Raw genomic sequence first — 21208 nt, forward strand, 5'->3', positions numbered from 1 at the left:
CACTTGCCCGAAACAGGGAGGTGTGAATGAATTTGTCTGCCCTGGCGACATGTCTGATTCTCGCCATTTTGCCGCTACTGTGGTTGCCCGCGCTGCCCGAACTGCCCGTCATTCACGCTACTGTTTTCGTTGGGGCGGTGCTGGCCTTGACGTGTGGGAAAGCCGCTCGCTGTACCGGCCTCTGGCTGCTCTTTTTTGCCTGGGGAGCACTGGCTGCGCTGAGTGCCGTCTGGCCGATGCAGCATCTGACCACGGGGCCGCAGAAGGCAGAGGTGGAGATCATCACCAGTGATGGCGCGACGGAGCATCAGGCGAGGATCGTTCGACTCAACGGTAAGAGGATGATACCGGCGCTGGGTCTCACCTTGTATGGCAATGCTTTGCCGCAGGTGGGATGTGCCGGGCAACGCTGGAACATGACCTTATCGCTACGGGCCGTTCACGGTCAGCTCAACGAGGGAGGATTCGATTCTCAGCGCTTTGCCCTGGCGCAGCATCAACCCTTGACCGGGCGTTTTACCCAGGCTGAGGTGAAGCAGAGCCGCTGCAGCCTGCGCGCGCGTTATCTCGCATCGCTAACGACGACGCTCGCCCCCTATAGTTGGGGGCCGGTGTTGCTGGGACTGGGCATGGGGGAGCGCCTGGCGGTGACGCCGGAGATTAAAAATCTGATGCGCGAGACCGGTACCGCACATCTGATGGCAATCTCGGGTTTGCATATCGCACTGGCCGCCTCGGTTATTTGGTTGGTGGTGCGGGGCATTCAGTTTTTTTTGCCCAGTCGCTGGGTGGGCTGGCGCATGCCGCTGGTGGCGGGATTTTGCTTTGCGGCCTTTTACGCCTGGCTAACGGGTATGCAGCCGCCGGCGTTGCGCACGGTGGTCTCCCTGGCGGTGTATCTGGCGCTGCGACTGAGCGGTCGCCGCTGGTCATCGTGGCAGGTCTGGCGGGTTTGCGTTGCGGCGATTTTGCTGGTCGATCCGCTGGCGGTGCTCTCACAGAGCCTTTTGCTTTCTGCCTTTGCAGTGGCGGCGCTGATTTTCTGGTATCAGTGGGTGCCAAAACAACGCTGGTCATTGCCGTGGATCCTCCGTGCAGGGGTTAACCTGTTGCATCTGCAGCTCGGGATGCTGCTGCTATTGCTGCCGGTGCAGGTGGTGGTCTTTCATGGGTTTAGCCTGTCTTCGCTGGTGGCGAACTTGATTGCGGTCCCGCTGGTGACCTTTATCTCGGTGCCGCTTATTTTGTTGGGGATGTGGCTGCACCTCTGGCCATTCCCTGGTGTGGAAAACGCAGTCTGGATGCTCGCTGACCGCTCCCTGTCGCTGCTGTTTAGTTTTTTAACCACGCTGCCAGACGGCTGGATAACGGTCGATAAACGCTGGCTGTGGCTGACTTTACTGCCCTGGGTGGCGATCATTGGCTGGCGAATGCGCGTCGTCCGGGTCTACCCGATAGTCTGCCTTTCAACCCTGATAATGCTTACCTTCCCGCTATGGCACAGCAGTAAAACGGAGGGATGGGCCGTACATATGCTTGATGTCGGCCAGGGGTTGGCGATAGTTATCGAACGACAGGGCAGGGTAATTTTGTATGATACCGGTCCCGCATGGCCCGGCGGTGATAGCGCCCAGCAGCAGATTATCCCCTGGCTGCGCTGGCATCACTTGCGTCCGGAGGGTGTGATTGTCAGCCATGAGCATCTGGACCATATCGGTGGGCTGGATTCATTACGCAAAGCGTGGCCGAAAATGTGGATACGCAGTCCGCTGGGTTGGCCCGGTCATGATCCCTGCTTTCGCGGTCAGCGCTGGCAGTGGCAGGGGCTGACGTTCACTGCGCATTGGCCCATTGCCGCCTCAGCGCAGCGCGGTAACAACGGCTCCTGCGTGGTCAAAATTGAGGATGGCGTGCACAGCGTGTTGTTAACTGGCGATATTGAAGCACAGGGCGAAAAAGCGCTGCTCAGTCGTCACTGGCAATATCTTGCGTCTACACTTATCCAGGTGCCGCACCATGGCAGCAATACCTCGTCGTCACTGCCGCTGGTACAGCGTGCGGGCGGGCAGATTGCGCTGGTGTCAGCCTCCCGCTATAACGCCTGGCGGTTGCCTTCGGTAAAGGTGGCCCGACGTTACAAAAATGAGGGATACCTTTGGCTTACAACCCCCCGATATGGACAAATAACGGTGACGTTTTCACAACAAGGCTGGCAAATCCGACGCTTACGGGAACAAATTTTACCTCGTTGGTATCATCAGTGGTTTGGCGTGCCCGGAGATAACGGGTAGAATATGCGGCTATTTCAACAAATGCTGGTTTTTTGAATGCATAACGACAAAGATCTTTCCACGTGGCAGACCTTCCGGCGACTCTGGCCGGTGATTGTTCCTTACAGAACGGGGCTTATCGTGGCAGCCGTAGCGTTAGTCCTGAACGCAGCCAGCGATACCTTCATGTTATCGCTCCTCAAACCGTTACTGGATGATGGTTTTGGTAAAACGGATCGCTCGGTATTGCTTTGGATGCCTCTGGTGGTTATTGGTCTGATGGTCGTTCGCGGCATCACCAGCTACATTTCCAGCTATTGCCTCTCCTGGGTTTCGGGCAAAGTGGTGATGACTATTCGTCGCCGCCTGTTCAGCCATATGATGGGCATGCCTGTCGCTTTCTTCGATAAGCAGTCAACCGGGACCTTACTGTCGCGTATTACTTACGATTCCGAGCAGGTGGCTGCGTCGTCATCTAATGCGCTGATTACCGTGGTACGTGAAGGGGCTTCCATCATTGGCCTGTTCATTCTGATGTTCTGGTACAGCTGGCAGCTGTCGCTGATCCTTATCGTGCTGGCCCCGGTGGTGTCGATTGCTATTCGCGTGGTCTCCAGGCGTTTTCGTAACATCAGTAAGAACATGCAGAATACGATGGGGCAGGTGACCACCAGCGCCGAGCAGATGCTGAAAGGGCACAAAGAAGTGCTGATTTTTGGTGGCCAGGAAGTTGAAACTCAACGCTTCGATAAGGTCAGCAACAAAATGCGTCTGCAGGGTATGAAGCTGGTTTCAGCCTCTTCTATCTCTGACCCGATCATTCAGCTTATCGCCTCCCTGGCGCTGGCGTTTGTGCTTTATGCTGCCAGCTTCCCAAGCGTCATGGAAACCTTAACCGCCGGTACCATCACCGTCGTCTTCTCGTCCATGATCGCACTGATGCGCCCGCTGAAGTCGCTGACCAACGTGAATGCCCAGTTCCAGCGTGGGATGGCAGCCTGCCAGACGCTGTTCGCGATCCTCGATTCCGAGCAGGAAAAAGATGACGGTAAACGCGTGATTGAGCGTGCAACCGGTGATATCGAATTCCGCAACGTGACCTTTACCTACCCTGGCCGCGACACCCCTGCGCTGCGCAACATCAACCTGACCATTCCGGCAGGGAAAACTGTCGCGCTGGTGGGCCGTTCGGGCTCGGGTAAATCCACTATCGCCAGCCTGATCACCCGTTTCTACGACATTGACGAAGGTCAGATCCTGATCGACGGACACGACTTGCGTGAATATTCCCTGCGGTCGCTGCGTAATCAGGTCGCACTGGTGTCTCAGAATGTGCATCTGTTCAATGATACGGTTGCCAATAACATCGCCTACGCCCGTACGGAAGAGTACAGCCGCGAGCAGATCGAAAATGCCGCGCGGATGGCCTATGCGATGGACTTTATTAATAAGATGGATAACGGCCTGGACACCCTGGTGGGTGAGAATGGCGTGCTGCTTTCCGGCGGTCAGCGTCAGCGTATCGCCATTGCGCGCGCACTGCTGCGTGACAGCCCGATCCTGATCCTTGATGAAGCCACCTCTGCGCTGGATACCGAATCTGAACGTGCGATCCAATCCGCTCTGGACGAACTACAAAAGAACCGCACTTCACTGGTCATTGCGCACCGCCTGTCGACAATCGAAAAAGCCGACGAAATTGTGGTGGTGGAAGATGGTTATATCGTCGAACGGGGCAGCCATGAGGATCTGCTGGCCCATCGCGGTGTATATGCGCAGCTTCATAAGATGCAGTTTGGCGAATGATTGCCCGCATCTGGTCCGGTGAGTCTCCGCTCTGGCTGCTGCTGTTGCCGCTCTCCTGGCTGTATGGCCTGGTCAGCGGCTTGATCCGCCTCAGCTATAAAGTGGGGATCAAGCGGGCCTGGCGTGCACCGGTGCCGGTCGTGGTGGTGGGTAATCTTACCGCAGGCGGTAACGGTAAAACGCCGGTGGTGATTTGGCTGGTAGAACAGTTGCAAAAGCGCGGAATTCGCGTGGGAGTGGTCTCACGCGGGTACGGCGGTAAGGCGGATAAATATCCGCTGCTGCTAACTGCGGATACCACCACGGCACAGGCGGGGGACGAGCCGGTACTGATCTTTCAGCGCACGGGTGCGCCCGTCGCAGTTTCCCCCGTGCGCAGCGAAGCGGTACAGGCGTTGTTGACGCAGGCGCAGGTGCAAATCGTCATTACTGATGACGGCCTGCAGCACTACGCGCTGGCGCGGGACAAAGAGATTGTGGTGATTGATGGTGTGCGTCGCTTCGGCAATGGCTGGTGGCTACCTGCTGGTCCCATGCGTGAGCGCGCTGCCCGTCTGCGTTCCGTCGATGCCATTATTGTTAACGGCGGCACGGCGCAGCCGGGGGAAATCCCGATGCAGCTGCGTCCATCGCAGGCCGTCAATCTGCTGACCGGCGAACGCCGGGACGTTACGCAACTGAATAATCTGGTGGCGATGGCCGGTATTGGCCATCCACCGCGCTTTTTTAGCACGCTGGAAGTCTGTGGGGCCCGGCTAATTAACACGATTGCACTGGCCGATCATCAGGCGCTGAGCCTGGAACAGGTTTCGGCATTAACTGAGCCGGGTCAGACGCTGATCATGACCGAAAAAGATGCGGTGAAGTGCCGGACATTTGCCCGCGAGAGCTGGTGGTATCTGCCGGTTGACGCCCAACTGCAGGGCGAACAGCCAGAAATACTCCTCCAGGAACTGATTGCGCTGGTGGGGCAGGTCGATAAGGTTTCCCCCGCGCACTAACTGACAGGAACAGGCATGGCTTTACCGCAACTCACGCTTAAGGCCGCACGTCATCTCCATCTTGCCGCACAGGGGCTGTTAAAAAAGCCCCGTCGCCGCGCCCGGCCCGCCGATATTCTTCCCACCATCCAGCGCATGTCGCTGCTGCAAATTGACACCATCAATATTGTCGCCCGCAGTCCGTATCTGGTGCTGTTTAGCCGGCTTGGCCACTATCAGCCCGAGTGGCTGGATAATGCCCTTCGCCACGGGGAACTGATGGAATACTGGGCGCACGAAGCCTGCTTCCTGCCGCGCAGCGATTTTGCGCTGGTGCGCCACAGAATGCTCTCCCCGGATAACATGGGCTGGAAATACCGCCAGGCGTGGATGCAGGAACATGCGGTGGAGATTGATCGACTGATCGCGCATATCCAGCACCATGGCCCTGTCCGTTCCGCCGATTTTGCCCATCCTCAAAAAGGGACCAGCGGCTGGTGGGAATGGAAGCCGCATAAACGCCACCTCGAAGGGCTTTTTACCGCCGGTAAAGTGATGGTCGTCGAACGGCGTAATTTTCAGCGCGTTTACGATCTCACGCACCGGGTCATGCCTGAATGGGACGACAGCCTGGATACGCTGACCCAGGCGGCGGCAGAAGAGATGATGCTGGAAAACAGCGCCCGCAGTCTGGGCATTTTCCGCCCGCAGTGGTTAGCCGATTATTACCGCTTACGTCAGCCTGCGTTGGCAGTGCTGCTTGAGCGCTGGCAGACGCAGCAGCGGGTGGTTCGCGTTGAGGTCGAGACCCTGGGTGAGATGTGGCTGCATACCGATCTGCTTGTGCTGCTGGCAGAGGCGCAGGAAGGCAAACTCACCGCCAGCCACAGCGCGGTGCTCTCGCCGTTTGATCCGGTGGTCTGGGATCGCAAGCGTGCGGAGCAGCTGTTTAACTTCAGCTATCGGCTGGAATGCTACACCCCGGCACCGAAGCGTCAGTACGGTTATTTCGTCCTGCCGCTGCTGCATAAAGGTCAGTTGGTAGGAAGAATGGATGCCAAAATGCACCGCAAAAATGGCGAGCTGGAAATTATTGCCTTGTACCTGGAAGAGGGTGTGAAGGTCAGCGCCGGGCTGGAAAAAGGGCTCTACAGCGCGATAAGCGATTTTGCGGGCTGGCAGGGGGCAGCACAGATCCGCCTGGGACATCTTCCTGACGCACTTTTCGCCACCTGTCGACAGGGCTGGGAAATAGGCGCGGCCTGAAAAAGGAATATGGTAAACTTGAATCATTATTTGTACGGAGGAACTATGGATCACCGTTTACTTGAAATTATTGCCTGCCCGGTGTGCAACGGCAAACTCTACTACAGCCAGGATAAGCAGGAACTGATCTGCAAACTGGACAGCCTGGCCTTTCCACTGCGTGAAGGGATCCCCGTTCTGCTGGAAACTGAAGCCCGCTCGCTGGCCCCAGAAGAGAGCAAACCATGAGTTTTGTGGTCATTATTCCCGCGCGCTACGCGTCCACCCGTTTGCCGGGCAAACCGTTGGTGGATATCAACGGTAAGCCGATGATTGTGCATGTCCTTGAACGTGCGCGTGAGTCAGGTGCCGATCGGGTGATTGTCGCGACCGATTATGAAGAGGTTGCCCGTGCAGTCGAAGCCGCTGGCGGTGAAGTCTGTATGACCCGCGCCGATCACCAGTCCGGCACCGAACGTCTGGCGGAAGTGGTAGAAAAATGCGGCTTTAGCGACGACACCGTAATTGTTAACGTGCAGGGCGATGAGCCGATGATCCCGGCGGTTATCATTCGCCAGGTAGCTGAAAACCTGGCCCAGCGTCAGGTGGGCATGGCAACGCTGGCGGTGCCGATTCACAGTGCAGAAGAGGCATTTAACCCCAACGCGGTAAAAGTGGTGCTGGATGCCGAAGGCTATGCGCTTTATTTCTCGCGCGCCACCATCCCGTGGGATCGCGATCGTTTTGCCGCGTCCCGGGAGAACATCGGCGATAATATCCTGCGCCATCTGGGTATTTACGGCTACCGTGCCGGCTTTATTCGCCGTTACGTGACCTGGCAGCCAAGCCCGCTGGAAAATATCGAAATGCTCGAGCAGCTTCGCGTGCTGTGGTATGGCGAGAAAATTCACGTCGCCGTGGCGCAGCAGGTGCCGGGCACGGGCGTTGATACGCCAGAAGATCTTGAGCGCGTTCGCGCTGAGCTTCGCTAATCCCCGCTATCCCCTCCGCTGAGGGGATTTTTTTTGCCTATCTCATACAGATTCGTCTCATAAGAGTGACATCCGCCTGCCAGACGCTCATTATAAAAACAGCATTCTTAATGGGGGTAATGTCAAATGGAACAGCTGCGAGTCGAGCTCAGCCATCTGCTGGGCGAAAAACTGAGCCGTGTGGAATGTGTGCATGAAAAGGCCGATACCACGCTGTGGTCGTTATACGACAGTCAGGGAAACCCCATGCCGCTGCTGGCGCGAAGCTTCTCGACACCGGATGTTGCCCGACAGCTGGCGTGGAAAATCTCGATGCTTGCCCGTAGCGGCACGGTAAGAATGCCAACCGTGTACGGTGTGATGACTCATGAAGAGCATCCCGGTCCTGACGTGTTGCTGATTGAGCGCCTGCGCGGCGTCTCAGTTGAAGCGCCGGCGCGCACCCCGGATCGCTGGGCGCAGCTAAAAGATCAGATTGTCGAGTCTCTGCTGGCCTGGCATCGGATGGACAGCGGTGGGCTGGTGGGGGCCGTGGATAACACCCAGGAGAATCTCTGGCCGCTCTGGTATCGCCAGCGAGTGGAAGTGCTGTGGGGAACCCTCAATCAGTACCGCAATACTGGCCTGACCATGCAGGACAAACGGATCCTGTTTCGCACCCGAGAGTGCCTGCCCGCGTTGTTCGAGGGGTTTAACGATAACAGCGTGCTGATCCACGGCAGCTTCACCTTACGCAGTATGCTCAAAGATCCGCGTAGCGATCAGCTGCTGGCGATGGTGGGCCCAGGGGTGATGTTATGGGCCCCGCGTGAGTATGAACTGTTTCGCCTGAGTGAGAGTGGACTGGCGGAGGATTTGCTCTGGCACTATTTACAGCGCGCGCCGGTTTCAGAATCGTTCCTCTGGCGGCGCTGGCTATACCTGCTGTGGGATGAAGTGGCCCAGTTAGTGAATACCGGGCGTTTTAACCGGGCCAACTTCGATCTGGCGTCGAAATCACTGCTCCCCTGGCTCGTCTGAGGGGCCTTTCAGCCACTGCCAGACGCGTCCGAGCGTCTCGTACCCCACGCGATCGCTGTGCATCAGCCATACCGGGGACGGAATAATCCGTTCCCAGGGGTTGAGCGGCGCGGTGATGGCCAGCTGATTGGCGGGCGCAGGTAACGGGTGTAAGCCTGCCTGCTCAAAGAAGATCATCGCCCGCGGCAGATGTGAGGCCGATGTCACCAACAGGAACGGCGCGTCACCAATGGCCTGCTTCACCGCTGCGGCTTCCTCTTCGGTATCTTTTGGGCTGTCGAGGGTAATGATCACCTCAGGCGGAACCCCCAGCGACTGGGCCACGCGCGCCCCGGCTTCTGCGGTACTCACCGGATTGGTTTTTGCCGCCGCACCCGTGAAGATCATCTTCGACCCCGGATTGGCGAGCCACAGCCGGATGCCTTCATTGAGACGCGGCAGGCTGTTGTTAATCAGGTTTGAGCTTGGCGCCCACTGCGGATCCCAGGTATAGCCCCCGCCAAGCACCACAATGTACGCCACCTTCTGATTTCCCTGCCAGGTCGGGTACTTATCTTCAATCGGGCGCAACAACCCGTCGGCGACCGGTTGCAGGCTCAGCAACAGCAGTATCAGCCAGCCTGCGCTGGTGATGATTCTACCGGTTTTCTGAAAGCGGCTGAACCAAAGCAACCCCAGGCCCAGCGCGATAAACAGCAGCAGGAGAGGGAGAGGCAGCATCATGCCGCCAATATATTTTTTTAGGGTAAAAAGCATCCTTCCTGGTTCCTTTTTTGAGCATACAGCTGACGAATACTCGCGATATTACACCAGAGAGGTTCATTCTCCGCCCGGCTGTGACAAAATAGCGGTTTTGCCGTAAGTGGCTGGAGCTCTCCCAATGCGGGATCGCAATTTTGATGACATCGCGGAAAAGTTTTCCCGCAACATCTATGGCACGACCAAGGGGCAGCTGCGTCAGACGATCCTCTGGCAGGATTTGGATATCCTGCTCGCCCGCTTCGGGACGCAAAAACTGCGCGTGCTCGATGCCGGAGGCGGTGAAGGTCAAACGGCGATAAAAATGGCCCAGCTCGGTCATCATGTCATTCTGTGCGACCTGTCGGCAGAGATGATCGTCCGGGCAGAACAGGCTGCGGTAGAAAAAGGTGTGAGCGATAACATGCAATTTATACATTGCGCCGCTCAGGACATCGCCCAACATTTGGAAAGCCCGGTTGATCTGATATTGTCTCATGCGGTGCTGGAGTGGGTGGCCGATCCGCAGGCGCTGTTGCAGACGCTGTGGTCAATACTGTGCCCCGGCGGCGCGCTGTCGCTGATGTTCTACAATGCTAACGGCCTGCTGATGCGTAACGTGCTGGTGGGTAATTTTGGTTATGTGCAGCAGGGTATGTATAAAAAGAAACGGCGCACGCTTTCACCGGACTTTCCGCGCGATCCTCAGCAAGTCTATGGCTGGCTGGAGGCGATCGGCTGGCAGATTACCGGGAAAACCGGCATAAGGGTGTTTCATGATTATCTGCGTGATAAGCAAAAACAGCATGACTGTCTGGATGCCCTGACAGAAATAGAAACGCGGTATTGCCGCCAGGAGCCGTATATCAGCCTTGGCCGTTATATACACGTCACCGCGCAAAAGCCGCAAGGATAACCTATGAGTGAATTTTCCCAGACAGTCCCCGAACTGGTTGCCTGGGCCCGAAAAAACGATTTCTCCCTCTCACTGCCGGTAGACAGACTCTCTTTTCTGCTGGCGGTTGCCACGCTGAACGGCGAACGGCTGGATGGAGAAATGAGCGAGGGCGAACTGGTGGATGCGTTCCGCCATGTCAGTGATGCGTTTGAGCAAACCAGCGAAACCATTAACGTGCGTGCCAATAACGCGATCAACGATATGGTGCGTCAACGTCTGCTGAACCGCTTTACCAGCGAACTGGCGGAAGGGAATGCCATCTATCGCCTGACGCCGCTCGGTATCGGGATCACCGACTATTACATTCGCCAGCGTGAATTCTCGACGCTGCGCCTCTCAATGCAGCTCTCGATTGTGGCGGGCGAGCTAAAGCGTGCGGCCGATGCCGCAGATGAAGGCGGCGACGAATTCCACTGGCATCGCAACGTCTATGCGCCATTGAAGTACTCGGTGGCCGAAATTTTCGACAGTATCGATCTGACTCAGCGCATCATGGATGAGCAGCAACAGCTGGTGAAAGATGATATCGGCCAGCTGTTGAACAAAGACTGGCGCGCAGCGATTTCCAGCTGTGAAATGCTGTTATCAGAAACATCCGGAACACTGCGTGAACTGCAGGATACGCTGGAAGCTGCAGGCGATAAGCTGCAGGCTAATCTGCTGCGTATTCAGGATGCGACCTTGAGCCACGACGACCTGCATTTCGTTGACCGTCTGGTGTTCGATCTGCAAAGCAAACTCGACCGTATTATCAGTTGGGGGCAGCAGGCGATCGATCTGTGGATCGGTTACGACCGCCACGTGCACAAGTTTATCCGTACCGCGATCGATATGGATAAGAACCGCGTGTTTGCGCAGCGTTTACGCCAGTCTGTCCAGACCTACTTCGATGCGCCGTGGGCGCTGACCTACGCCAGTGCCGACCGTCTGCTCGATATGCGTGACGAAGAGATGAGCCTGCGTGACGAAGAGGTGACCGGTGAACTGCCGGAAGACCTGGAATATGAAGAATTTAACGAGATTCGGGAACAGCTCGCCGCGATGATCGAGGCGCAACTGGCGGTGTATAAAGCCCATCAGACACCGCTCGATCTCGGCCTTGTGGTACGCGACTACCTCGCGCAATACCCGCGCGCGCGACATTTCGATATCGCCCGCATTGTGGTCGATCAGGCGGTACGCCTGGGCGTCGCGCAAGCAGATTTCTCCGGCCTGCCGCCGCAATGGCAGCCGATTAACGATTACGGAGCCAAGGTACAGGCGCATGTCATTGACAAATATTGAACACGTGATGCCCGTTAAGCTGGCCCAGGCGCTGGCAAATCCGATCTTTCCGGCGCTGGACAGCCAGCTGCGTGCCGGTCGTCATGTCAGTCTCGACGAGCTGGATAATCACGCTTTTTTGATGGATTTTCAGGAATACCTGGAAGAGTTTTATGCCCGCTATAACGTGGAGCTGATCCGCGCCCCGGAAGGCTTCTTCTACCTGCGTCCGCGCTCCACCACGCTTATTCCGCGCTCGGTGCTTTCTGAGCTGGATATGATGGTCGGTAAGATCCTGTGCTACCTGTATCTCAGCCCCGAACGTCTGGCTAATGAAGGCATCTTCACCCAGCAGGAGCTGTACGATGAGCTGCTATCGCTGGCGGATGAAAGCAAACTGCTGAAGCTGGTGAATAACCGCTCCACCGGTTCAGACGTGGATCGCCAGAAGCTGCAGGATAAAGTTCGCTCTTCACTGAACCGCCTGCGCCGTCTGGGGATGGTCTGGTTTATGGGTCACGACAGCAGCAAATTCCGTATCACTGAATCCGTCTTCCGCTTTGGCGCCGACGTGCGTGCTGGCGATGATGCGCGTGAAGCCCAGCTGCGGATGATCCGTGATGGCGAAGCGATGCCGGTAGAAAACAATTTGCAGCTCAATGACGAGCATGAAGACAATCAGCCGGATAGCGGGGAGGAAGAATAATGATTGAACGCGGTAAATTTCGCTCACTGACGCTGATTAACTGGAACGGTTTCTTTGCCCGCACCTTCGATCTTGATGAGCTGGTCACCACGCTCTCGGGCGGTAACGGGGCAGGGAAGTCCACCACCATGGCGGCGTTCGTCACGGCGCTGATCCCCGATTTGACGCTGCTGCACTTTCGTAACACCACCGAAGCGGGTGCCACAAGCGGCTCGCGCGACAAAGGTCTGCACGGCAAGCTGAAAGCCGGGGTCTGTTATTCCGTGCTGGACGTGATCAACTCCCGTCATCAGCGCGTGGTCGTTGGTGTGCGCTTACAGCAGATTGCCGGGCGCGATCGTAAAGTGGACATCAAACCGTTCGCCATTCAGGGCCTGCCGACCTCCGTACAGCCGACCTCGCTGTTAACGGAAACCCTGAACGATCGCCAGGCGCGCGTGTTGACTCTCCAGGAATTGAAAGAAAAACTGGAAGGCATCGAAGGCGTGCAGTTCAAGCAGTTCAACTCTATTACCGATTACCACTCGCTGATGTTCGATCTGGGCGTGGTGGCACGACGTCTGCGTTCCGCGTCGGATCGCAGTAAATACTATCGTCTGATTGAGGCCTCGCTGTACGGCGGGATCTCCAGCGCAATCACCCGTTCTCTGCGCGACTATCTGTTGCCGGAGAACAGCGGCGTGCGTAAGGCCTTCCAGGATATGGAAGCCGCGCTGCGCGAAAACCGCATGACGCTGGAAGCGATTCGCGTGACCCAGTCCGATCGCGATCTGTTTAAACACCTGATCAGCGAAGCGACCAACTACGTGGCGGCGGACTATATGCGCCACGCCAATGAGCGACGTATCCATCTCGATCAGTCGCTGGAGTATCGCCGCGAGCTGTTTACCTCACGCCAGCAGCTGTCATCTGAGCAGTATAAGCACGTTGAGATGGCGCGCGAGCTGGGTGAGCAAAACGGTGCTGAAGGGGATCTGGAGGCCGATTATCAGGCCGCCAGCGATCACCTGAACCTGGTGCAAACCGCCCTGCGTCAGCAGGAAAAAATTGAGCGCTATGAAGCGGATCTCGATGAACTGCAAATTCGTCTGGAAGAGCAGAACGAAGTGGTGGCCGAAGCCACCGATAAGCAGGAAGAGAACGAGGCCCGTGCCGAAGCCACCGAGCTGGAAGTGGATGAGCTGAAAAGCCAGCTTGCCGACTACCAGCAGGCGCTGGACGTCCAGCAAACTCGCGCCATTCAGTACACCCAAGCGCTGCAGGCGTTAAACCGTGCGAAAGAGCTGTGTCATCTGCCGGATTTAACCCCGGAAAGCGCCGATGAGTGGCTGGAAACCTTCCAGGCCAAAGAGCAAGAAGCCACCGAAAAACTGCTGAATCTCGATCAGAAAATGAGCGTGGCGCAAAGTGCGCACAGCCAGTTTGAGCAGGCATACCAGCTGGTGGCGGCGATTAACGGCCCGCTGGCGCGTGCTGAAGCGTGGGGCGTGGCGCGCGAACTGCTACGTGACGGCGTTAACCAGCGCCATCAGGCGGAGCAGGTCCAGCCGCTGCGCATGCGTCTGAACGAACTGGAACAGCGTCTGCGCGAACAGCAGGAAGCTGAACGCTTACTGGCGGAGTTCTGTAAACGCCACGGCAAACGGGTTGATATCGACGATCTGGAAGCCCTGCATCAGGAGCTGGAAGCGCGTATCGCCTCGCTCTCTGACAGCGTCTCCAGTGCCAGCGAGCAGCGCATGCAGCTGCGTCAGGAGCTGGAACAGCTGCAGTCGCGTGTTCAGACCCTGATGAAACGCGCGCCTGTCTGGCTGGCGGCACAAAGCAGCCTTAGCCAGCTCAGCGAGCAGTGCGGCGAAGAGTTTGAATCCAGCCAGGACGTCACGGAATATCTGCAGCAGTTGCTGGAGCGCGAGCGCGAAGCGATTGTTGAACGTGATGAAGTGGGCGCCCGTAAACGGGCCGTCGACGAAGAAATTGAACGCTTAAGCCAGCCGGGCGGTGCGGAAGACGCACGCCTGAATACCCTGGCTGAACGCTTTGGCGGCGTGTTGCTGTCAGAAATTTATGACGATGTCAGCCTTGAAGATGCGCCGTACTACTCCGCGCTGTACGGCCCGTCGCGCCATGCGATCGTGGTCCCGGATCTGTCACTGATTGCCGACCAGCTCGCCGGGCTGGAAGATTGCCCGGAAGATCTCTACCTGATCGAAGGCGATCCGCAGTCGTTCGATGACAGCGTTTTCGGCGTCGACGAGCTGGAAAAAGCGGTGGTGGTGAAGATTGCCGATCGTCAGTGGCGTTACTCGCGCTTCCCGACGCTGCCGCTGTTTGGCCGCGCCGCGCGTGAGAGCCGCATCGAAAGTCTGCATACCGAGCGTGAATCCCTGTCTGAGCGCTTTGCCACGCTGTCGTTTGACGTGCAAAAAACCCAGCGTCTGCATCAGGCGTTCAGCCGCTTTATTGGCAGCCATCTGTCCGTGGCCTTTGATGCTGACCCGGAAGCAGAGATCCGCCAGCTCACCACTCGCCGTGGCGAACTGGAACGTGCGCTCTCGAATCACGAGAACGACAACCAGCAGAGCCGCGTGCAGTTCGAGCAGGCAAAAGAGGGCGTGTCGGCGCTTAACCGCATTCTGCCGCGCCTCAATCTGCTGGCGGATGACACGCTCGCCGATCGCGTCGATGAAATTCAGGAACGTCTGGATGAAGCGCAGGAAGCCGCACGCTTTGTTCAGCAGCATGGCAATCAGCTGGCGAAACTCGAGCCGCTGCTTTCGGTCCTGCAAAGCGACCCGGAGCAGTTTGAACAGCTGAAAGAAGATTATGCCTGGTCGCAGCAGGTGCAGCGTGAAGCGCGTCAGCAGGCGTTTGCCCTGACGGAAGTTGCCCAGCGTCGCGTGCACTTTAGCTATTCCGATTCGGCAGAAATGCTTAACGGCAACAGCGATCTGAACGAAAAACTGCGCCAGCGCCTGGAACAGGCGGAGATGGAACGGACCCGCGCCCGTGAAATGCTGCGCAGCCATGCCGCGCAGCTCGGCCAGTACAATCAGGTGCAGGCGTCGCTGAAGAGCTCGTACGACACCAAGAAAGAGCTGCTAACCGACCTGCATAAAGAGCTGCAGGATATCGGCGTGCGTGCCGACAGCGGGGCAGAAGAGCGGGCGCGCATTCGTCGTGACGAACTGCATGCCCAGCTCAGCAACAACCGTGCGCGCCGTAATCAGCTGGAAAAAGCGCTGACCTTCTGCGAAGCGGAGATGGATAACCTGACCCGTCGCCTGCGCAAGCTGGAACGCGATTACCACGAGAAGCGCGAGCAGGTTGTTACCGCCAAAGCGGGCTGGTGTGCAGTGATGCGGATGGTGAAAGATAACGGCGTTGAGCGTCGTCTGCATCGTCGCGAGCTGGCCTACCTCTCCGGCGATGAACTGCGTTCGATGTCGGATAAGGCGCTGGGTGCGCTGCGTCTGGCGGTGGCGGATAACGAACATCTGCGCGATGTACTGCGGGTGTCGGAAGATCCCAAACGTCCTGAGCGCAAAATTCAGTTCTTCGTGGCGGTGTATCAGCATCTGCGGGAACGTATTCGTCAGGATATTATTCGCACCGACGACCCGGTCGAAGCCATCGAGCAGATGGAGATTGAGCTGGGCCGTCTGACGGAAGAGTTAACCTCCCGTGAGCAGAAGCTGGCGATCAGCTCCCGCAGCGTGGCCAATATTATCCGTAAGACCATTCAGCGCGAACAGAACCGTATCCGCCAGCTCAACCAGGGCTTGCAGAACGTGTCATTCGGTCAGGTCAACAGCGTGCGCCTGAACGTCAATGTCCGTGAAGCCCACGCCACCCTGCTGGATGTGCTGGCAGAGCAGCACGAACAGCATCAGGATCTGTTTAACAGCAATCGCCTGACCTTCTCGGAAGCGCTGGCGAAGCTGTATCAGCGTCTGAATCCGCAGATCGACATGGGGCAGCGTACGCCGCAAACCATCGGCGAAGAGCTGCTGGACTACCGCAACTATCTCGAGATGGAAGTCGAAGTTAACCGGGGTTCCGACGGCTGGTTGCGTGCGGAATCCGGCGCGCTGTCGACCGGTGAAGCGATCGGTACCGGGATGTCGATTCTGGTGATGGTGGTGCAGAGCTGGGAAGACGAATCCCGCCGTCTGCGTGGCAAAGACATTTCGCCATGCCGTCTGCTGTTCCTCGACGAAGCGGCGCGTCTTGATGCCCGATCTATCGCCACGCTGTTTGAGCTGTGCGATCGTCTGGATATGCAGCTCATCATTGCGGCACCGGAAAACATCAGCCCTGAAAAAGGGACGACCTATAAGCTGGTGCGTAAGGTGTACCAGAATAGCGAGCATGTTCACGTTGTCGGGCTGCGCGGATTTGCGCCACAGCCGCCAGAATCCTTTCCCGGAACGGCTGATGCCTCCTGAGGAATCTGAAAAATAGCAAAAGCGGCCGTTGTGCCGCTTTTTTTATCTCTTGAACGTGTACGTGCGGCTGCGTTAACTTTAAAATTCTTTATATAAGGTAACGCTACCGCTTGCCTTACTTTCTATACTGAAGAGAAGCCCCGGATGATAAGGGCGCGACAAATAGCAAACAGGGGGCAAGGGATGTTGCTAAATAAAATGTATGGTCGTCAGCTGTCAGTGCTGAGTTTATGCCTGGCCGCGATTGTTGCTCCACTGTTTAGTGCGCAGGCAGATGAGCCCGAGCTGGTGCCGATTGACGGTTCTGCCAGTGTGGGCGAACAGCCTACGGCGCTGTCGCAACCGCTGGCTCAATCGCCAGCAACCGCCATGATGGCCGGTATTCTACCGCTGCCTGCCGATGTCAACGCCGAACAACGCCGCCAGCAGTTGCTGTCAGCGCTGCCTGCGGGGTACACGCCGGCTTATCTTAATCAACTTACGCTGCTGTATGCCGCCCGCGACATGAAACCCATGTGGGAGGATCGCGATGCCGTGCGCGCGTTTCAGCAGCAGCTGGCCGAAGTCGCCATTGCAGGCTTTCAGCCGCAATTCACCGCCTGGGTTGAACTGCTGACCCAGCCTGAGGTGAGCGGGATGGCGCGTGATGTGATCCTGTCTGATGCGATGATGGGTTACCTGCAGTTCGTGGCCGGGATCCCGGTTAACGGCAACCGCTGGCTCTACAGCAATAAGCCGTACAAGCTGGCCACGCCGCCGCTGTCGGTCATTAACCAGTGGCAGCTGGCGCTCGACAACGGCACGGTGCCGCGTTTTGTTGCGAGCCTTGCGCCTGCACATCCGCAGTATCCTGCCATGCATCAGTCGATGCTGACGCTGGTGGCTGATACCCAACCCTGGCCACAGATGCAGGGAACCGCGACTTTGCGCCCGGGTCAGTGGAGCAGTGATGTTCCTGCGCTGCGGGAGATCCTGAAACGCTCCGGCGTGCTGGACGGCGGGCCAAAAATTGCCCTGCCGGGTGACGATCCGCAGAGCGTGGTGGTCAGCCCGTCGGCACCTGCTGTTGAGAAGAAAGCAAAATCTGTCGTCGGTAAACCGGCGGCGTATGAACGTGGGCTGGTTGATGCCGTCAAAGCCTTCCAGACCACCCAGGGGCTGGCCGCCGATGGCGTCATTGGCCAGTCGACGCGAGACTGGCTGAATGTGACGCCAGGACAGCGTGCCGGGGTACTGGCGCTGAATATCCAGCGTCTGCGCCTGCTGCCGGGAACGCTCTCCACCGGTATTATGGTCAATATTCCGGCCTTTTCGCTGGTCTATTACCAGAATGGCAGCGAAGTATTGGCTTCAAGGGTGATCGTCGGGCGTCCGGATCGCAAAACGCCGATGATGAGCAGCGCGCTGAATAACGTGGTGGTCAATCCGCCGTGGAACGTACCGCCAACTCTGGCCCGTAAAGATATCCTGCCTAAGGTGTGGGACGATCCGGGTTATCTGGAACGTCACAACTATACGGTGCTGCGGGGCTGGAACAGCAAAGAGGCGATTGACCCCTGGCGTGTAGACTGGGCGACCATCACGCCATCCAATTTACCGTTCCGCTTCCAGCAGGCGCCAGGTGCGCATAACTCGCTGGGTCGCTACAAATTTAATATGCCAAGCTCTGACGCAATCTATCTGCACGATACGCCTAACCACAACCTGTTCCAGAAGGATGGTCGCGCACTTAGCTCCGGCTGCGTGCGTGTGAATAAGGCGTCTGAACTGGCGAATATGTTATTACAGGATGCGGGCTGGAATGACACACGTATTTCCGATGCCCTTAAGCAGGGCGATACGCGATATGTGAATATCCGCCATAACATTCCGGTTAATCTGTACTATCTCACCGCGTTTGTGGGTGAGGATGGACGGACGCAGTATCGTACAGATATTTACAATTACGATGAGACTGCGCGATCGGGCGCACAAATCCTGGCGAAAGCCGAGCAATTGATCAGGTAAATGAAGCAGTTCTGGAAATTCAGTTGTCGTAACTGAGGGAGAAAACGGGGCGTTGCTGCTGCAAGCCCCGTCTTTCCTGGGTTTGGGTGCCTTGACGTTGGCGGTTTTGCCCGGTAATGTGCCCATCGTGCGCTGAAGTGCATACTTACGATAACATTGACCTGTAGACTTGATCATAATGGACAAATTCGACGCTAATCGCCGCAAGTTGTTGGCATTAGGGGGTATTGCGCTGGGCGCTGCCATTATTCCAACGCCAGCGTTTGCCACCCTCTCGACCCCTCGACCACGTATTTTGACACTGAATAACCTGCATACCGGTGAATCGCTTAAAGCCGAGTTTTTTGATGGCAAAGGCTATATTCAGGATGAGTTAGCCAGGCTGAACCATTTTTTCCGTGATTTCCGCGCGAATAAAATCAAAGCCATCGATCCAGGATTATTTGACCAGCTTTTCCGTCTGCAAGGCCTTCTGGGAACCCGCAAACCGGTACAGCTCGTCTCAGGGTATCGTTCCCTGGACACCAATAATGAACTGCGTGCCCACAGCCGCGGGGTAGCCAAAAAAAGCTACCACACTAAAGGGCAGGCAATGGATTTTCATATTGAAGGCGTTTCGTTAGCCAATGTTCGCAAAGCTGCGTTATCTATGCGCGCAGGTGGTGTAGGATATTACCCACGTAGCAACTTTGTGCATATTGATACCGGGCCGACGCGGCACTGGTAATAACAAATCAGGAGCAGTATGAACCATCGTATTATTCCGGTCACCGCCTTCGCCCAGAACTGTTCGCTTATCTGGTGTGAGCAAACCAAACTCGCCGCCCTGGTCGATCCAGGTGGCGATGCCGAGAAAATCAAACAGGAAGTCGCTGCCTCAGGCGTGACCTTAATGCAGATTTTACTGACCCACGGTCATCTCGACCATGTGGGTGCGGCGGCAGAGCTGGCGCAACATTTTGGTGTGCCGGTGATTGGCCCGGAAAAAGAAGATGAGTTCTGGCTGCAAGGATTGCCTTCCCAAAGCCGCATGTTCGGTCTTGATGAGTGTCTCCCCCTGACGCCCGATCGCTGGCTGAATGAAGGCGAGAGCGTTAGCGTTGGGAATGTAACGTTGCAGGTATTGCATTGTCCGGGACATACGCCTGGTCATATCGTCTTCTTTGATAACCAGTCGCGTCTGCTGATCTCCGGCGACGTGATCTTCAAAGGTGGGGTAGGGCGTAGCGATTTCCCGCGCGGCGACCATGGTCAGCTGATTCGCTCAATTAAAGAGAAGTTGTTGCCGCTCGGCGATGATGTGACGTTCCTGCCGGGGCATGGCCCCATGTCGACGCTGGGGCATGAGCGTTTGCACAACCCTTTCCTGCAGGATGAAATGCCGGTCTGGTAAAAACCAATTAAAAAAGCCTGCTTTGAGCAGGCTTTTTTTTGCCCGGCGGCGCTAACGCTTGCACGGGCCTACGCTACAGGTCGCCTTACAGTACGGCGACAATCGCTTCGCACAGTGGCGCCATGTTATCTGGCGTCATGCCTGCCACGTTAACACGACCGGATGCGACCGCATACACGCCAAACTCTTCACGCAGACGCAGAACCTGTTCTTTAGTCAGGCCGCTGAATGAGAACATGCCGTTCTGTTTGATGATAAAGCTAAAGTCGCGATCTGCGCCTTTCTCCGCCAGGGTGTTCACGAACAGCAGACGCATACGCTGAATGCGCTGACGCATGTCGTTCAGTTCCTGTTCCCAGATGGCGCGCAGGGCGTCGTTGCTGAGGATGGTGGCAACCACTGACGCGCCGTGTGCTGGCGGGTTGGAGTAGTTAGCACGAATGACGGATTTCATCTGGCTGAAAGCGCGGTCAACGGTTTGTTCGTCAGACGCGACCAGCGTACAGGCACCTACGCGCTCATTGTACAGACCGAAGTTCTTGGAGTAGGAGCTGGCAACGATCAGTTCTTTGTGCAGCGCGGCAAACGCGCGCAGGCCTTCTGCATCTTCTTCCAGGCCACGGGCAAATCCCTGATAGGCGAAGTCGAACAGCGGCAGCCAGCCTTTCTCAACGGAGAGCTTCGCCAGCTGTTCCCACTGTTCCAGTGTTGGATCGATACCGGTTGGGTTATGGCAGCAGCCGTGGAACAGGACCACATCACCCGCCTGCGCTTCGCTCAGGCTGGCCAGCAGGCCGTCAAAGTCCAGAGAGTGGTTCGCCGCGTCGTAGTAGGCGTATTCACGCACTTCCAGACCCGCTGAGTTGAAGACGCTTTTGTGGTTAGGCCAGCTTGGATTGCTCACCCAGACGGTTTTAACGTCAGTATTTTTAGCCAGGAAATCCGCCGCAACGCGCAGTGCGCCGGTACCGCCAGGGGTCTGTGCTGTACGGGCACGCTTATCATTAATGATCGGGTTGCCTTTGCCAAACAGCAGCTCCTGCGTGCAATGACCAAATTCCGGAATACCGTCGATGCCAAGGTAGTTTTTTGTGTTTTCATTTTCCAGCAAGAATTGCTCGGCTTTTTTCACGCTGGTCAGCACCGGGGTTTTGCCGGTTTCATCTTTATAGACACCAATACCCAGGTTGATTTTACTTGGGCGGTCATCGACACGAAACAGATCGGCCAGGCCCAGAATTGGGTCGGCAGGGGCGGCAGTAATGTTCTCAAACATGACGAAGTTCCATTGTGGTTACAGAAGTGAAATCCGCTATCAGGTTAACGATAGTTATACAAAATGCCAACCGTTTGCGACGAAAAGCGTGCGGCTTTTCAAAAGT

General features: G+C 56.9%; 16 protein-coding genes. 14 read left to right on the plus strand and 2 right to left on the minus strand.

Annotated features, from left to right (window positions below; genetic code table 11):
* The first annotated feature begins 26 nt into the window (after positions 1 to 26).
* The 7 genes from M8013_RS19475 to M8013_RS19505 all read left to right on the plus strand — a co-directional run bounded on the left by M8013_RS19475 (position 27) and on the right by M8013_RS19505 (position 8313).
* Positions 27 to 2291: a ComEC family protein gene (locus M8013_RS19475; protein ID WP_271269422.1), complete on the plus strand. Its 2265-nt coding sequence runs from the start codon at positions 27 to 29 to the stop codon at positions 2289 to 2291.
* 36 nt (positions 2292 to 2327) lie between these two features.
* Positions 2328 to 4076, plus strand: a complete 1749-nt coding sequence (msbA, locus tag M8013_RS19480) for a lipid A ABC transporter ATP-binding protein/permease MsbA (RefSeq protein ID WP_271269423.1) — start codon at positions 2328 to 2330, stop codon at positions 4074 to 4076.
* Complete coding sequence (gene lpxK / locus M8013_RS19485) at positions 4073 to 5077, plus strand: tetraacyldisaccharide 4'-kinase (protein ID WP_271269424.1); 1005 nt, start codon at positions 4073 to 4075, stop codon at positions 5075 to 5077. The genes msbA and lpxK overlap by 4 nt, the downstream gene beginning before the upstream one ends.
* Positions 5078 to 5092: 15 nt before the next feature.
* A complete protein-coding gene (locus M8013_RS19490) occupies positions 5093 to 6322 on the plus strand; it encodes a winged helix-turn-helix domain-containing protein (RefSeq protein ID WP_271269425.1) in 1230 nt (409 codons plus the stop codon).
* A 45-nt stretch (positions 6323 to 6367) separates the two neighbouring features.
* Positions 6368 to 6550, plus strand: coding sequence for a protein YcaR (gene ycaR / locus M8013_RS19495; protein WP_271269426.1), 183 nt, complete (start codon positions 6368 to 6370; stop codon positions 6548 to 6550).
* Entirely contained in the window at positions 6547 to 7293 is a 747-nt protein-coding gene (kdsB, locus tag M8013_RS19500) for a 3-deoxy-manno-octulosonate cytidylyltransferase (protein WP_271269427.1), read from the plus strand. The genes ycaR and kdsB overlap by 4 nt, the downstream gene beginning before the upstream one ends.
* 126 nt (positions 7294 to 7419) lie before the next feature.
* On the plus strand, positions 7420 to 8313 hold the full coding sequence (locus tag M8013_RS19505) for a YcbJ family phosphotransferase (protein ID WP_271269428.1): 894 nt from the start codon (positions 7420 to 7422) through the stop codon (positions 8311 to 8313).
* Here M8013_RS19505 and elyC read toward each other — a convergent pair.
* Positions 8290 to 9069 carry an envelope biogenesis factor ElyC gene (gene elyC, locus M8013_RS19510; RefSeq protein WP_271269429.1) on the minus strand — a complete coding sequence of 260 codons (780 nt, stop codon included), beginning with the start codon at positions 9067 to 9069 and terminating at the stop codon, positions 8290 to 8292. The genes M8013_RS19505 and elyC overlap by 24 nt on opposite strands.
* Before the next feature lie 124 nt (positions 9070 to 9193).
* Between elyC and cmoM the strand changes: the two genes are divergently transcribed.
* The 7 genes from cmoM (at position 9194) to M8013_RS19545 (ending at position 19826) form a co-directional block, all read left to right on the plus strand.
* A complete protein-coding gene (gene cmoM, locus M8013_RS19515; RefSeq protein ID WP_271269430.1) occupies positions 9194 to 9967 on the plus strand; it encodes a tRNA uridine 5-oxyacetic acid(34) methyltransferase CmoM in 774 nt (257 codons plus the stop codon).
* A gap of 3 nt (positions 9968 to 9970) precedes the next feature.
* Positions 9971 to 11293, plus strand: a complete 1323-nt coding sequence (gene mukF / locus M8013_RS19520; protein WP_271269431.1) for a chromosome partition protein MukF — start codon at positions 9971 to 9973, stop codon at positions 11291 to 11293.
* The gene (gene mukE / locus M8013_RS19525) at positions 11274 to 11978 is read left to right on the plus strand and encodes a chromosome partition protein MukE (protein ID WP_271269432.1); all 705 of its coding nucleotides are present in this window, start codon (positions 11274 to 11276) and stop codon (positions 11976 to 11978) included. The genes mukF and mukE overlap by 20 nt, the downstream gene beginning before the upstream one ends.
* Positions 11978 to 16426: a chromosome partition protein MukB gene (mukB, locus tag M8013_RS19530; RefSeq protein ID WP_271269433.1), complete on the plus strand. Its 4449-nt coding sequence runs from the start codon at positions 11978 to 11980 to the stop codon at positions 16424 to 16426. The genes mukE and mukB overlap by 1 nt, the downstream gene beginning before the upstream one ends.
* Before the next feature lie 183 nt (positions 16427 to 16609).
* Positions 16610 to 18433: a L,D-transpeptidase gene (ldtD, locus tag M8013_RS19535; RefSeq protein WP_271269434.1), complete on the plus strand. Its 1824-nt coding sequence runs from the start codon at positions 16610 to 16612 to the stop codon at positions 18431 to 18433.
* 178 nt (positions 18434 to 18611) lie between these two features.
* Positions 18612 to 19160 carry a peptidoglycan L,D-endopeptidase MepK gene (mepK, locus tag M8013_RS19540; RefSeq protein WP_271269435.1) on the plus strand — a complete coding sequence of 183 codons (549 nt, stop codon included), beginning with the start codon at positions 18612 to 18614 and terminating at the stop codon, positions 19158 to 19160.
* 18 nt (positions 19161 to 19178) lie between these two features.
* Complete coding sequence (locus M8013_RS19545) at positions 19179 to 19826, plus strand: MBL fold metallo-hydrolase (RefSeq protein WP_271269436.1); 648 nt, start codon at positions 19179 to 19181, stop codon at positions 19824 to 19826.
* An 85-nt stretch (positions 19827 to 19911) separates the two neighbouring features.
* Here the strand turns inward: M8013_RS19545 and M8013_RS19550 are convergent, their stop codons facing one another.
* Complete coding sequence (locus M8013_RS19550) at positions 19912 to 21102, minus strand: amino acid aminotransferase (protein ID WP_271269437.1); 1191 nt, start codon at positions 21100 to 21102, stop codon at positions 19912 to 19914.
* Between the last annotated feature and the right edge of the window lie 106 nt (positions 21103 to 21208).

The organism is Silvania confinis (assembly GCF_025564085.1).
Taxonomy (GTDB): Bacteria; Pseudomonadota; Gammaproteobacteria; order Enterobacterales; family Enterobacteriaceae; genus Enterobacter; species Enterobacter confinis.